Raw genomic sequence first — 13,771 nt, forward strand, 5'->3', positions numbered from 1 at the left:
TTAATTTTATAAAAAATGAGTAAAGCAGGGCAATTGATTAAGCACCAGCAAATATTTATTTGAAAATTTTAAATATACAAATAAATTTTATGTTTCATATTTACATAAAGTTGCACGCCGTTGGCTAATGACATACAATTTTTATTGTAATCGTTCTGTGCACGTTATTTAAAAATGTCCAGGTGAATATAAATAAAGAGAAAAGCCCACCAAAGGGTTATATGGGAAAATGCAGGCGCGGTGTTTTAATATTAAAGGTGGTGGCCGGTTGCAACACCACCTTTCACCTGGACAAAAGAAAAAACCCGACTAGGTATCGGGTTATACAGAAAAATAAAGCAGGCGCGATTTATAACTATTATAAAAGAAGGGCGGGGTATATTTCAACCACCGCCCTTCTTACCTAGCACAAAATTTCTTTAGGCGGCATGACTGTGATGCTCGTCGTCTTCCAAAATGCGGAAGTTTTCAACAATGAAGCAGTAAGCCAGTACGCCCATGGCTACCAGGCCGGCGCTGACAGTAAATTCAGCTAAGGAAGGAACATAAGATACCCCGGTGGAACGGATCATACCGGTAATTACCACGTTCATGCGGTTCAATACGACGCCCAGGCTTACCAGTAAACCAAAGATAAACAAACCGCTGCGAGAACTGCTGAAATTACTGAAGCAAATAAAAATGGGGATAATGATACCGAAAATCATTTCAATTAAGAACATATTAGCTTCAAAGGTACCGGAAAATACCAGATTAAATACACCACGGTTCATTAAATCAAAGATTTTCAGTACCAGATATATAATCATGGCATATCCGGAAACTCTTATCAACTTACGCAACACAGGAATAGGAATCCAGTGGTTGTAAGCCTTGCCGGCCAGGGTGGTTTCCACGCAAATCATGGCAGGACCCACGAAGAAAGATGACATTAAGAAAAATAAGAAGATAATGGGCGACCACCATAACGGGTACAGCTTGTCAACCATCAGCAGGTAAAGGGCACCCAGCGAAGATTGGTGCAGGGTGGGGAAAATGATACCAACAATCATTAACACGGGAAGGGCGGCCTTGAAAATATTGTGGAACCTTTTCCCGATACGCTCGGTGGCAATTTCACCAAACTCCAGAATTTGCACAGTTGTATAGCAGGAAACGCACCAGAAAACTTCAAACAGAACCGAGGAATGACCCCAGGATACAAAGGGGCGCCAGAAATTAAACCACTGGCCAATATCAAGGAACAGTCCGGCCATAACCAGCAGGTAACCAAGTAATGAAGTCAGCATTGCACTGCGGGCGATGGGATGGAAATAATCCCGGTGTAAAACGTGTACAATTAAAGCTGTACCATAACCGCCACCGGCCAGGGCAACACCGCAGAGAACGTCAAAGCCGATCCACAGGCCCCAGGGCCATTCATCGCTCAAGTTGGTAACAATCCCCAGACCGGTAACTAAACGAAAAATAATGATGGCAGTGGCCACTGCGGATAACAGCAGCAGTAATACACGTATGGGAGTAATTCGAAAACTCCACTTCTGGGCTTGGGCGTGAGACGCCATAGTGATCCCCCCAATTCTCTGGATATTTAAACTGTTAGGCTTTAATATTTTTATTGTTTTCCTTGGCAATTTGGTTGCGCCGCTTGGTATAGTGGTAAAGACCGGTTAAAACAACGCCCCACGCAATGCCCACAAAGGGAGTGGCGTGCATGTAAGCCTCGGTATAGCTGGGCAGCGGACGCTTGGTAACATTGGTTTTAAAACCTAATTGCTCAAAGGGGATATCAGAAATATAAATCCACTCAGTGCCGCCAACTTCTGTTTCGCCAAAAATGTGTTTTACATATTTAGGATCCTTGGCAATTATGGCCTTGGCTTCTTTTAACAGTTCTTCCCGGTCTCCGTATTTAAATACGCCGGCCGGGCAAACAGACACACAGGCAGGTGCTTCGCCTTTAGCTACTTTATTGCTGCACATCATACACTTTGTTACCAGCGGGAAAGATTTTTCCCACTCGTATTTAGGAACATTGAAGGGACAGGCCACCATGCAGTAACGGCAACCAACGCACAAATGCGGATAATAAATTACCGGGCCTTCTTTGGTTTTTTGGAACGCCTTAGCAAAGCAGGCAGAAGCGCAGGCAGGTTCCTTGCAGTGGAAGCACTGCTGCTTGACAAAACGCCAGACAGGTTGTCCTTCTTTATTTTTGATTTCGTGAAACTTAACCACAGTCCAGTTTTTATCTGAAAGTTTAACGTCAGGGCCCACGGTGGGCTGTTTTTCATCCCACTTGGTGTCGTTATATAGCTTGCAGGCAACGGTACAACTGCCGCAGCCTACACATTTGGTAATATCGACCAGAACGCCTTTTGCCATGGGCTTTTCACCTCCCAATTAATCCAGAGTTATGCTTCTTTCTTAACAGTTAAAGTTTTGCTGCGATCGGTATAATGGGTGTGCAGCAATTCGTGCGCCAGGTGACTGTTAGGGTTTTCCAGGAATTTTTCGTAGAGGGCCAGCACTTCCTTGTTTTCATGGCTCTTGCGTTTGACATAAATGTGAGCATCAGCATTGTAAATGCTGTTAATACGGGCTTGCCGCACCTGGTCAGAGGGCGGCAGTGAGGTGCGGGGTTGGCCGCCGCCGCTAATGCAACCACCAGGACAGCACATAAATTCGATAAAGTGCCAAGGGGCTTCTTTTTTGCGCACAGCCTCCAGAATAGGACGGGCGTTGCTCAGACCATGGACGACAGCAACTTTTATGGTGCCTACACCGGGGATGTCGACAGCAGCCTCCTTACAACCCTTCAGGCCGCGGATGGGAGTCAAGTTCAGTAATGCTTCCGGCGGTTCCTGTTTAGTGATAAGGAAGTAGGCAGAACGAATGGCTGCTTCCATCACGCCGCCGGTAGCGCCAAAGATTAAACCGGCACCGGAGCTTTCGCCCATTAAAGAGTCATATTTTTCGTCCGACAGTGAGTTCAAATCAATGCCTTTGCTCTTAATTAAACGGGCCAATTCCCGGGTGGTGAGAACCACGTCAACATCTCTCATCTGTGGTTTGCCGTTGTACTTGCCGGCACTGTTCATTTCCGGGCGAGCTGCCTCAAACTTTTTGGCTGTACAAGGCATAATGGAAACCGAGAAGATTTTTTCGGGGTTGATACCCTTTTCCTTAGCATAGTAAGTTTTAATTAAAGCGCCAAGCATCTGTTGGGGCGACTTACAGGTTGACATGTGAGACAACAGGTCCGGATAATAATATTCACAGAACTTAACCCAACCGGGGCTGCAGGAGGTAAACTGCGGCAGCGGTTCGTGAATTTGGCCGGTAATCCTTTTAATTAATTCTGTACCTTCTTCAAAAATGGTCAGGTCGGCGGAAAAGTTAGTATCGAAAACAGCATCAAAGCCCAGTTTTTTCAGGGCGGCAACCTGTTTGCCTTCTACGAAAGTACCGGGTGCCATACCAAATTCCTCACCCAAAGCAACCCTGGTGGCGGGAGCGGTTTGTACAACCACATGAATATTTTTGTCTGCCAGTGCTTGGACAACTTTGTCAATGTCATCACGCTCAGTAATAGCAGCGGTGGGGCACCATAATGTACACTGCCCGCAGTTAACACAGGTAATGTCATTTTTAATCGGGAGTTCATAGTACCCAAAAACTGTTTGCACCCTCTGGCAAACCTCTATGCACTGACCGCACAGGATGCATTTTTTATCATCCCGGGTAATAGAAGGGTTAGCCGGATCAATGGGTACACGCCCCTTAACTTGAATGGGGTAAGAACTGGCCACTTGATACTGCTGCGGCATCCAGCCTTTGCCCCCGGCGGGATCTGTACTGCAACCGGCAATGGTTGCAGTGATTCCGGCAAGACCAATACCCCCCATCATTTTGAGGAAGCCCCGCCTGGTCAGTTGCCTTTCTTTTTCTCTGGCTTCTTGGTTCTGCATAGGTTTTCCCCCTTTGCTAAAAGCTGCTTTTGCATATGCATGCTAACAACTCCGCTAATAATAATAAAACTTAAGAATTGTTAGCTAGTTGCCTAATTATTCGACATAAAACATCTAATGTTCTATTTGTCACAAAATTTAAAAAACCTTCTTTTTTAGAAAAAATATTAAATATGAAATTTTTAGCAAAAGAATATAACCTGGTGTTTAAATTAAGAAAATTTAAAATATAAATACTAATTAAAATAATTGCAAAGTAAAGTTTGAATTGTTTAATGGTCATAAAGCAATTTTTAAAAGCAATATAAATTATAAAACCAACAATTTTTTCTGTTCGCTATAATATATTAATATTAATCCCGACACAAAATTTTACATTATTAGCAAGCAAAAATGAAGAGTTAGTGAAATAGAACACAAAATAAACCTCAAAAGATTAATTTCAAGATTTGTCACCGGCTGAATTTTGTTTTCAGTATATCACGCCGGCAAATGAAAAATTTAACAGTTCAAATATTTTTAATAAAGTTTTCATACATAGTAAATAATAAGCTTTTAGAGGAAATGGTTGGCTTAGTTTTTGCCTTCGGCAGGATTTTGCTTTTGGGTAGGGAATTCTTTTTATGTGTTAGTTATTTATCTTGCAGGCAAGGGGGGATTGTCGATTATCCCAAATAAAATAAAAAGCAGGAAATACGGGGAATATTATATCTTTTATTTTAACAACATTAAGGTGCTAAGAATTAAGTGTGAGTTGGGCCCCCCTGAGATTATTACCAATATAAACAGTAAAGGAACAGTCAGTTCGTTAGGCCAGAAACGCATACGGGAATTTTTTGAGGGAACCGGTTTTGAAAAAGGTAATGTAGCCAATTGCCAGGTCCATTATTATAAGGAAGGCAAGCCGGTTTTAGAAAGCCTGCCCACCAACGAGCGCAAAAAATTTTTAGATTACTGTTTGGAAACCGCCCTGCAGGGAGTGCTGGGCGAATTAAATGATATTGTCAGCTATTTCAGCGGCTTAGAAAAGCAGTTTAATGCATCTATTGAAGAGGGTGCGGAAATTTTTTGCTCAAAGGAGTTTGAAGAAAAATACGACATCAGAGAAATGATTACCGAAGTATCTTATGAACTGGCCCGCATTTACAAAGGTAAACCTAACCCTAAAGTTATTCAATGGGCAGAAATAATGATACATAATTTATTAAAGGACATCTTTAGTTTAGGCTATGCCATCGGTAAAGAAGACATAGAATAGAAAAAGGTAGATTTTACCGTAGAAAAGGGTGTGCTATATGACTGAAAGAGGCAAAGCTACGGGAAAAGTCATTCCATTTACACCAAGAGAGAAACCCAAATTAAAAAAACTGCCTTATACTGATCCAGCCATAAAGCAATTAAGAAGGGAACGGGAGAAACAACAGCAGGAGATGCTGGTGCGCAGCAAAGTGGTAAAGAACGTGGGGATATTTATTTGCCTTTGCCTGGTGGTTTATTTAATTAAAACATTTTCCTAACGAGCAAGCGCTCTGCCGGCAGGTGGAGCGTTTTCCTATTTATAGCGAAGCGAATGTTTATGAGATTTGCTAATATCATAAATTCGTTTGGCACCCCACAGCAGTACAACCAAATCATCCCCTTTGCCGGTTAAGGGAATGAAATCGGGAATAAAATCAATGGGACTGATAATGTAAAGCAGGCAGACACCCAGTTCGTATTTTAATCGGCTGGGGACCGCAGGGTTAAGTAACGCCTGCACAAAAAAACTTATTTTTTTAACAAAATTAAACATTTTACCGCTCCTTTGGCTTAATGGTAATTATAAATTCTCTGTTATTGCAGCAACTCCTTGATCTCGCCTTCTTATTCTGTGATGTTTTATAAAAAAATAAATATTTAGGGGACGTTATTATAACGTCCCCTTTGCCGGCAAAAACTACATTTCGGTTACAGTGAAGGCTTCGCTGGGGCAGATGCCGACACAGGTTTCGCAGCCCAGGCAATCTGCAGCATCACCGGTTATTTCTGCTTTATCGCCTTCCATACCGAGAATTTTGGCAGGGCAAGCATCTACGCAGGAACCACAGCCTACACATTTGTCTTGATCGATGGTGACAATATACATGTTTCAATACCCTCCCTTGTGCATAAAAATAGGTAAGCTAATTAGAGCACAAAAAAATTATATACGAACCAATCAGTTAGTGCAAGAATAATAAATTGCTGCTGTTGCCGTTACTTTACAAACTGTTGAATCATAAAACTTGGGGATTATTTAACCTTTGGCTAAAAACTGAAACGACGGGAAAATTATATTTCCCGTCGTCGGTGAGGGCTAAACCGGCACCTGTACTAATACTGTGACGGTTTCCCTGCCGTTATTAATTAAGATCTTTGACCGATTTGTTCGGTAGGAGCAGCTTGCAGAATTTGTGCAGTGTTACCACTGGACAAAGCCTGTTCAGCATAGGCTACCAGTTTCTTGGTCATGTTGCCCCCTACATAACCGTTTACCCGGCTGGGCAGAGAACCTTTATCCATTTGTTGATAATTGGCAAGACCAAGTTCGCTGGCAATTTCATACTTCATTTGATCCAATGCGCTGCTGGCACCAGGGGTAACAGGCTGATTGGTATTGCGGCTTGTCATGTTAATTCCCTCCTTGATTTTTTCTGTATGATGTGGGTCTATCTTTAGTATGATCAAAGAGGGATATGAAATACCAGATAAATTATGACAGCATTTATATTATTAGGGATGTTTTCCATTGGCTTAAAAAACATTTACACTTGATGTTGTTTTTTGTTATTATTTATATTTGAAAGAGTTGCTATTTAGAGTTGTTAACGGTTATTGAAAATTGCATTTAGTATCCAACTTGTAAGCCCTGTAATAATAGCTCCTGCAAAGGCACCGCCAAAGCTGTAAATATGAAATCCGGGAATAAACCAGGACACAAGACTAAAGGTAATTGCGTTAATAATAAGAATAAACAAGCCCAAGGTTAAAACAGTTAAAGGAAACGTTAAAAAAACCAGTACAGGTCTGACAAAAGTATTAACAAACCCAAGCAACAGGGCAGCCAGTGCGGCAGAGGCAAACCCGTCAATTTTGATACTGTCAATTAAATAATCCGCTGCCAGCAGGGCAGCACTGTTTAATAATAAACTCACAAGCCAACTCATGAAATATCACCTCTTTTCCATCATAAATTGCCTTGCTGTTTTGTGTCAATGCAATAGCAGGATAATGCCAAAATAAAGAGAAAAAATAAACTTGTTCAGACTGTAGACAAAGGTTGTAAAACAAAGTGAGGTGGGTTTTATGATTCCCTGTCAGCGGCCCACAGGATGTGGGCGCCAGCCGAACCGGGCCAGGAGGGGCTGTTTGAGACGACCCCAATGGCGAATGTTGTCGGTGGGTAGACCGGAGCCAAAGGGGATCATAAACCACCGATAGTATTTGTCAACACTCTAAACTTGTTTAGCTTTAGTAATGGAAAGGGGGCGGGCTTTTTTGGCATCGTTGCAGGAATGTTTGAAGAAGTGGGAAAAAAGCACGATTATTTATTTGCATTATATTCAGGGTATGTCCGCCAGTGAATATAATAGCGGTTTTGCTGACGGGTTGGAAATGGCCTTAAAGTCATTCCGGGAACATTTGAAAAATTGTCCGGATTATCAAATTACTGAGGAGGTGACGGCAGAATGAACATGAATGTTTATTCGGTAGTAAAAGTGTTAAATGGCCAGTGCGATGAAATTTCCTGCTTCGACAGTGAGGAAGCTGCTTTAGCCTATGCTCAGCAGACAGTGGCAAATGAACCATATGATATTGTGTCAATATTTCGGGTGATTCTAAATAACCCGAATGTCCAATTAACTATTAAGGAGTTCCGAAGGGGAACCTGCAGTTAATTTTAAGGTAGGGATGTGTTTGGGAGGGAGAGGGCTAATGGCGGAAATTGCAGACTTAATCAATGATGAAATGGAAGTGAAGGGCAGGGTAGAGTTTGCTCTGGAAGATCCTGCTTTATTAAACAGTGACCTAAAAGAATATACCGTGTTTTATAAAATTGTTGGTGCATCCAGGATGAAATTGTTTAGAAATAACCGCAATGAACTGGTGTTTGTACGCTTAAATGATGATTGGATGCGTCAGGCTAAACTGGATATTTCCCACGCCGCTTTGCCGCTGGAGGTAAAACTTAGTTGGGATAACGGGTCGGTGGATGAACTTGCCGTAAAAATACCCGGTGAAACGGATTTTTGCAAGGTTACCGCGGTGCAAATGGATAATTAAATTTTTTGCCAAATCTAAGAATTAATTGGAGGAACTTAGCGGTCTTTGGCGAAAAAAAGTAGAGAAGAAATAGGGCTTTTTGGGGGTTTTATGGGCGATGAAAAAGGTGCTGTTTCCTCTACTTGGCGCCGTATATTTGGGTTTGACAACAATAGGCAACAAAGTTTACCGATTCCTTTATGAAGAAGAAACAAATTTGGGAGTCTGCATAGAAATGTGCCGCCCGTGGGAGCGCAGGCGGGCGAATTATCATTATCAAAATCCACTGAACTAAAAAGCAGCCTTACCGGCTGTTTTTTATTTTGGATATTTGTGTAATTTTGTTATATTATGCATAGCTGCCTACGCAATTTAACAAAGCTGTTATATAATAAATCTTTGGTTAAAATTAATTAAACACAGTCCTGAGGAGGAACTTATGACAACAATCAGCAAGATCAGGAATATTGCTATTATCGCCCACGTCGATCATGGCAAAACAACCCTGGTGGACGGTATGTTAAAACAAAGCGGCATCTTTCGCGAAAACCAGGTGGTTCAAGAAAGAGTTATGGATTCCAACGATTTAGAAAAGGAGCGGGGTATCACTATCCTGGCCAAGAATACTTCGGTTCGCTATCAAGGATATAAAATAAATATTGTAGATACGCCAGGCCACTCGGATTTTGGCGGTGAGGTGGAACGGGTTCTGAAAATGGTGGATGGTGTTCTGCTGCTGGTGGATGCCGCAGAAGGGCCTATGCCACAAACCCGGTTTGTCCTGCGCAAAGCCCTGGAACTAAATTTGGTACCGGTGGTGGTAGTAAATAAAATTGACCGGCCGGATGCACGCATTAATGAAGTGGTGGACGAGGTATACGAGTTGTTTTTTGAATTGGGGGCAAATGATGAACAATTGGAGTTTCCCGTAGTTTACGCGGTTGCCCGCCAAGGCGTTGCCACCATGGACCCGGATGAGCCCGGTCAGAACTTAAAACCTCTGTTTGAAACGATTATCAGTCATTGCCCGGCACCCCAGGGGGACCCGGCGGCGCCCCTGCAGTTGTTGGTAAACAACACAGAATACGATCCCTACATCGGGCGCATAGCTATCGGCAGGGTTTGGCAGGGAAGTATTGCCGGCGGCCAAACGGTGGCGGTAATTGACCATGAGGGTAATATAAAAAATTTCCGTGTGGGACGGATCTATGTTTTTGAAGGATTAGAGAGGTTAGAAGTACCCCGGGCATCCTGCGGGGAAATAGTTGTGGTATCCGGCCTGGAAGATATTAAGATTGGGGAAACCATTGCTGATAAGGATTTACCGGTGGCTCTGCCGGCCATTACGGTAGATGAGCCCACCCTGGAAATGACTTTTATGGTCAATGACAGTCCCTTTGCCGGCCAGGAAGGAGAGCATCTAACCTCCCGCAAACTAAGGGCCAGATTGTATAAAGAAATGGAGCGTAATGTCAGCTTGCGGGTGCAAGATACTGATTCGCCGGATGTCTGGAAGGTAGCCGGCCGGGGCGAGTTGCACTTGTCCATATTAATTGAAACCATGCGGCGGGAAGGATTTGAACTGCAGGTATCAAAACCCGAGGTTATTTATAAGCGGGGAGATAACGGCCAACTGCTGGAACCCATGGAATTGCTGTTAGTGGATATCCCCGAGGATAAAATGGGTCCGGTGATGGAGATCTTGGGCAACCGTCGGGGAGAGATGATTAATATGGGCCCCAACGGTCCGGGCCAGTTAAGATTGGAGTTTAAAGTACCGGCCCGGGGTTTGATTGGTTTCCGTTCTCAATTATTATCCGAAACACGAGGACATGCGGTAATGAACCACACCTTTTTGGGTTATGAGCCCTATAAAGGGGAGATTAAACGGCGCTATCAGGGGGTACTAATTGCCTTTGAAGCAGGCGAAGCCACCTTTTATGGGCTGTATTCGGCACAGGATCGGGGGACATTGTTTGTTACCCCGGGCACCAAGGTTTATGAGGGCATGGTGGTGGGCGAGCATGTGCGGGAACAAGATATTGAAGTAAACGTTTGTAAGAAGAAACAGTTAACCAACTTCCGTTCCAGTACCGCTGAGGCCACTGTAAAACTGGAAGAACCACGCCTTATGAGTTTGGAAGAGGCTCTGGAATATTTAAGTGATGATGAATTGCTGGAAGTGACTCCTAAAAGTTTGAGAATACGAAAGAAAATACTGGACAAGAATGAACGAGCCCGGGCCAAAAAACTGGCATCCGTAGAAAAATAAGGGGGGCTGCTATTTGCGGCTGAACCGAAAATTAGAGCATATTGAGTTTTCCTTAAGACAAAAGAATAATGAAGGGGCCACCGGGTTCAGTGATATAACCCTGCTGCATAACCCGTTGCCGCAGTTGAATTGGGATGAGGTGGATACTTCCTGTGCTTTTTTGGGTCAAAGGCTTAAAGCACCTCTTTTAATTAACGCTATGACCGGCGGCCATCCACAGTTAGAAAGCATTAACCGCAGCTTGGCTGCGGCAGCTGCCGCAGCGGGGGTAGCACTGGCGGTGGGGTCCCAGCGGGCGGCCCTGGAGGATTGCTCCACCAGGTCCAGCTTTACCGTGGTACGGGAAGTTAACCCGCATGGGGTTATTCTGGCCAATTTGGGTGCCGGTTGCACTTTAGCTGAGGCCAAAGAAGCAGTAGACATGATTAAGGCTGATGCCATCCAGCTGCACCTGAATGCTCCTCAGGAACTGGCCATGGAAGAGGGAGATAGAAAATTCAGGGGCGTATTAGAAAATATCCGGCTCTTGGCACAGAACTTGGAAGTTCCTGTAATAGTTAAGGAAGTGGGCTTTGGTATGCCCAAAGAAACCATCCGGCGGCTTGTTCAAGCGGGGGTTCGCCATATTGATATCGGGGGGGCCGGGGGAACCGATTTTATTGCCATCGAACAGGCCCGAGCCGGTAAAGAAGCGGTTTACAGTTGGGGGATTCCGACGGCGGTCAGTCTGCTGGAAGGACTGGCAGAGGGGAATCATGATATTCAGCTAATAGCTTCCGGTGGTATCCGGAACGCTATTGATTCCGTCAAGGCGCTGGTTTTGGGTTGTTTTTTAGTGGGGATGGCGCGTCCGCTGCTTGAAATAGTAATTCAGGAATCTGAACGGAGCCTGATCCAATACCTGAAAAAATACATTGAAGAAATCCGTCGTTTAATGCTGATGCTGGGAGCCAGGACAGTTCAGGACCTGAAAAAAGTTCCTGTTGTCATTAACGGTCCCACCTATCACTGGATGTGCCGTCGCGGTATTCCGGTTGATCACTATGCCAGGCGTCAGGGCTTACTGTAAGGAATAAGCAGCCCGGTTAAAGACAATAAAATATCTGCATAATCTCACTGACCTGCCATATTATGTGTTAGATAGTTTTGGGGGGCGGGTCGGTGAAAAGTTCTGTGTTTGTCATCATCAAACCGCGTCAGTTAGTCAGACTGCTGGTGGTGCTGGCGTGTTTCATTGCCATTGTTAACGTGATATGGGAAAATATCAAACAACCCGGCATTAATTTACAGCCCCACAACGAACCGCCGGAGATTGAACGGGGAGAGTATTTGAGCTGGGATGAGGTAGATCAGATTTTCCGCCGGTACACCAATGCCACAGTGGTAGATGTGGATACCGGCTTGAGTTTTCGCGTACAACGTCGTGGCGGCACTTACCATGCGGATGTGCAGCCGCTTACCGCCAAGGATACGGCGGTTATGAAGGTAATTTACGATGGCAAGTGGAGCTGGAAACGCAAAGCGGTAGTGGTAGAAGTCGGCGGCCGGCGTATTGCTGCTTCGATGAATGGTATGCCCCATGGCTCAGGCGCCATCAGGGGCAATAATTTTAACGGCCATTTTTGCATACACTTTCGGGACAGCAAGGTACATCAGTCCGGTCAGGAAAACCTGGCCCATCAAATGATGGTGTGGAAGGCCGCCGGCAGGTTTAAACAAATTATTAGCGCTATGGGACCCCAGGAAGTAATTGAGGTATTCATTACTGCTTTGGATCAGGAGGATGTTGCACTGGCACTCAAAACACTGCATCATCCCACCGAACAACAGCGTGCCTGCTTAACGGAAATTGTTTCTCAAGTTGCCGGACTCAAGGTGCAGCGAATCCGTTCTGAAGGCGGCAGCCCGGAAATCTTCCGGGTGTACCTGGTGATTCGTTACCTGGAAAGTCCCCGTGATGTTGAAAAGAAGATTGAACTGCAGGTGGTCGATGAGGGGGAACGGGGTTATCGAATTATAGCTGACGGGATGGGAGAAATATTAAACCGCAAGGCTACGGTTGAGCTGCCGGATACAAAGTTATGGGAAGAAGCGGATCATTGTGAGTAAAGACGGTTCCTGGTTAATGACATTCTTACCACCATTTGCATGAAGGTCAAAACAACTCTTTGTTGAATAAACATAGGGTAAGCATGTTAAGAAAGGAGTTCTGACAAAAGTGCGATCTTATCTGTATCCGGCCTTCACTATGGAACCCGATGAATTTGAACGGGCGCTGCCTGCAGCGGTTAAGTTTTCGCAAACATATCATATTCCCTGCCGGGTCTTGAAGCAAGGAGATCTTTATACCCTTTGCTTTGAAGATAAAGCAGTTGCCAAAGGTATTGTTTACGGTCACCGATACGAGGTGGAAATGGACCGTACCTTTCGCAAATACGCCATAGAGGATGTTGTTTACCTGAAAAAAGAGGAATTTGAAAAGGGCTGCCTGTGTAATCAATAAATGAGTGCCTGCTTGCTGTAAAAAAGCAGTAATTAACCCGTATCAAAGTGATACGGGTCAGAGTGTCGCCAAACATTATCGGTGGTTTATGATCCCCTTTGGCTCCGGTCTACGCACCGACAGCACTATGATTCGCTCCGGTGGCCCTTGGGGTGGCGCCCACGTCCTGTGGGCGCCACCCCAAGGGCTCCTTTCGCTCATCAAGTGCTGTTACCGGTGCTTCGACAAGTCGCCGACAGGGGATCATAAAAGCACCTCACTTTGTTTCACAACCTTTGTCTACAGTTTAACCCGTATCAAAGTGATACGGGTTTTGTATTGTGTTGGAGAGTTATTATAGTTGAATATATATGCTTTTTTCGGACTCGGCAAAAGTAGCCGGAAATTTCCCTCTGCTTTCAATAGCAAAATACTGTAGGAAACCTTTGGCACCAATGCGGGTTTTATTTAATACCAGGCCGCTGTCTTGTGCTGCTGCCGTAATGCGAATAATTTTCTTTTCTCTGTCATATGCAAGCTCAACATGATCGGCATTAAGCTTTGATGCAAGGTTTCTGTTTAAGGTAATGTGATTTTTCGATACGGAAACAAAATTTTCTGAACGAGGATAATATACTTCAAAGGGCATTTAGCATACCTCCTGTTTTTTGATGATTATACTTCTATTAACAGAAAATGTCAATTATATTATTGTGTTTTTGATTGAGATTTAATAACTTAATATTTAACTTAAAGTTGCAAAGC

Annotated in this window: 19 protein-coding genes; 11 read left to right on the forward strand and 8 right to left on the reverse strand. The window is 44.2% G+C overall.

Annotated features, from left to right (window positions below):
* Positions 1 to 419: 419 nt before the first annotated feature.
* From nrfD to DESHY_RS06895, 3 genes are read right to left on the reverse strand one after another with little or no spacing between them, the layout of a single operon-like run.
* The gene (gene nrfD / locus DESHY_RS06885; RefSeq protein WP_008411506.1) at positions 420 to 1,565 is read right to left on the reverse strand and encodes an NrfD/PsrC family molybdoenzyme membrane anchor subunit; all 1,146 of its coding nucleotides are present in this window, start codon (positions 1,563 to 1,565) and stop codon (positions 420 to 422) included.
* Positions 1,566 to 1,599: 34 nt separating this feature from the next.
* The gene (locus DESHY_RS06890; RefSeq protein ID WP_008411508.1) at positions 1,600 to 2,385 is read right to left on the reverse strand and encodes a 4Fe-4S dicluster domain-containing protein; all 786 of its coding nucleotides are present in this window, start codon (positions 2,383 to 2,385) and stop codon (positions 1,600 to 1,602) included.
* Positions 2,386 to 2,414: 29 nt separating this feature from the next.
* Positions 2,415 to 3,971, reverse strand: coding sequence for a [FeFe] hydrogenase, group A (locus DESHY_RS06895; protein ID WP_008411510.1), 1,557 nt, complete (start codon positions 3,969 to 3,971; stop codon positions 2,415 to 2,417).
* A 658-nt stretch (positions 3,972 to 4,629) separates the two neighbouring features.
* Between DESHY_RS06895 and DESHY_RS06900 the strand changes: the two genes are divergently transcribed.
* Complete coding sequence (locus DESHY_RS06900; protein ID WP_235695538.1) at positions 4,630 to 5,229, forward strand: hypothetical protein; 600 nt, start codon at positions 4,630 to 4,632, stop codon at positions 5,227 to 5,229.
* Between the two features lie 37 nt (positions 5,230 to 5,266).
* A complete protein-coding gene (locus tag DESHY_RS06905; protein ID WP_008411515.1) occupies positions 5,267 to 5,488 on the forward strand; it encodes a hypothetical protein in 222 nt (73 codons plus the stop codon).
* Positions 5,489 to 5,523: 35 nt separating this feature from the next.
* Here DESHY_RS06905 and DESHY_RS06910 read toward each other — a convergent pair whose 3' ends face one another.
* The 4 genes from DESHY_RS06910 to DESHY_RS06925 all read right to left on the reverse strand — a co-directional run bounded on the left by DESHY_RS06910 (position 5,524) and on the right by DESHY_RS06925 (position 7,156).
* Positions 5,524 to 5,763 carry a YkvA family protein gene (locus DESHY_RS06910; protein WP_008411517.1) on the reverse strand — a complete coding sequence of 80 codons (240 nt, stop codon included), beginning with the start codon at positions 5,761 to 5,763 and terminating at the stop codon, positions 5,524 to 5,526.
* 144 nt (positions 5,764 to 5,907) lie between these two features.
* The gene (locus tag DESHY_RS06915; protein ID WP_008411518.1) at positions 5,908 to 6,096 is read right to left on the reverse strand and encodes a 4Fe-4S dicluster domain-containing protein; all 189 of its coding nucleotides are present in this window, start codon (positions 6,094 to 6,096) and stop codon (positions 5,908 to 5,910) included.
* Positions 6,097 to 6,356: 260 nt separating this feature from the next.
* Positions 6,357 to 6,620 carry an alpha/beta-type small acid-soluble spore protein gene (locus DESHY_RS06920; RefSeq protein ID WP_008411520.1) on the reverse strand — a complete coding sequence of 88 codons (264 nt, stop codon included), beginning with the start codon at positions 6,618 to 6,620 and terminating at the stop codon, positions 6,357 to 6,359.
* A 194-nt stretch (positions 6,621 to 6,814) separates the two neighbouring features.
* Positions 6,815 to 7,156, reverse strand: a complete 342-nt coding sequence (locus tag DESHY_RS06925) for a phage holin family protein (protein WP_008411522.1) — start codon at positions 7,154 to 7,156, stop codon at positions 6,815 to 6,817.
* A 331-nt stretch (positions 7,157 to 7,487) separates the two neighbouring features.
* On the opposite strand from DESHY_RS06925, the gene DESHY_RS06930 reads away from it, so the two are divergent.
* From DESHY_RS06930 to DESHY_RS14120, 9 genes are all read left to right on the forward strand, one after another.
* On the forward strand, positions 7,488 to 7,682 hold the full coding sequence (locus DESHY_RS06930) for a hypothetical protein (RefSeq protein WP_008411524.1): 195 nt from the start codon (positions 7,488 to 7,490) through the stop codon (positions 7,680 to 7,682).
* Positions 7,679 to 7,888 (forward strand): hypothetical protein, encoded by a 210-nt coding sequence (locus DESHY_RS06935; protein WP_008411526.1) that lies wholly within the window; start codon positions 7,679 to 7,681, stop codon positions 7,886 to 7,888. Before DESHY_RS06930 ends, DESHY_RS06935 begins: the two co-directional genes overlap by 4 nt.
* A gap of 37 nt (positions 7,889 to 7,925) precedes the next feature.
* Positions 7,926 to 8,273 carry a hypothetical protein gene (locus DESHY_RS06940; RefSeq protein ID WP_008411528.1) on the forward strand — a complete coding sequence of 116 codons (348 nt, stop codon included), beginning with the start codon at positions 7,926 to 7,928 and terminating at the stop codon, positions 8,271 to 8,273.
* Positions 8,274 to 8,318: 45 nt separating this feature from the next.
* Positions 8,319 to 8,456: a hypothetical protein gene (locus tag DESHY_RS14015; RefSeq protein ID WP_160162482.1), complete on the forward strand. Its 138-nt coding sequence runs from the start codon at positions 8,319 to 8,321 to the stop codon at positions 8,454 to 8,456.
* Between the two features lie 235 nt (positions 8,457 to 8,691).
* Positions 8,692 to 10,524 carry a translational GTPase TypA gene (gene typA, locus DESHY_RS06945; RefSeq protein WP_008411530.1) on the forward strand — a complete coding sequence of 611 codons (1,833 nt, stop codon included), beginning with the start codon at positions 8,692 to 8,694 and terminating at the stop codon, positions 10,522 to 10,524.
* 13 nt (positions 10,525 to 10,537) lie between these two features.
* Positions 10,538 to 11,593, forward strand: coding sequence for a type 2 isopentenyl-diphosphate Delta-isomerase (fni, locus tag DESHY_RS06950; protein ID WP_008411531.1), 1,056 nt, complete (start codon positions 10,538 to 10,540; stop codon positions 11,591 to 11,593).
* A 92-nt stretch (positions 11,594 to 11,685) separates the two neighbouring features.
* On the forward strand, positions 11,686 to 12,633 hold the full coding sequence (locus DESHY_RS06955; protein ID WP_008411534.1) for a hypothetical protein: 948 nt from the start codon (positions 11,686 to 11,688) through the stop codon (positions 12,631 to 12,633).
* A 109-nt stretch (positions 12,634 to 12,742) separates the two neighbouring features.
* Positions 12,743 to 13,027: a hypothetical protein gene (locus tag DESHY_RS06960; RefSeq protein ID WP_008411537.1), complete on the forward strand. Its 285-nt coding sequence runs from the start codon at positions 12,743 to 12,745 to the stop codon at positions 13,025 to 13,027.
* Positions 13,028 to 13,115: 88 nt separating this feature from the next.
* Positions 13,116 to 13,367 carry a hypothetical protein gene (locus tag DESHY_RS14120; RefSeq protein WP_162470937.1) on the forward strand — a complete coding sequence of 84 codons (252 nt, stop codon included), beginning with the start codon at positions 13,116 to 13,118 and terminating at the stop codon, positions 13,365 to 13,367.
* Here the strand turns inward: DESHY_RS14120 and DESHY_RS06965 are convergent.
* On the reverse strand, positions 13,362 to 13,655 hold the full coding sequence (locus DESHY_RS06965) for a hypothetical protein (protein WP_008411539.1): 294 nt from the start codon (positions 13,653 to 13,655) through the stop codon (positions 13,362 to 13,364). The two genes, DESHY_RS14120 and DESHY_RS06965, sit on opposite strands and share 6 nt — an antisense overlap.
* Between the last annotated feature and the right edge of the window lie 116 nt (positions 13,656 to 13,771).

The organism is Desulforamulus hydrothermalis Lam5 = DSM 18033 (assembly GCF_000315365.1).
GTDB lineage: Bacteria > Bacillota > Desulfotomaculia > Desulfotomaculales > Desulfotomaculaceae > Desulfotomaculum > Desulfotomaculum hydrothermale.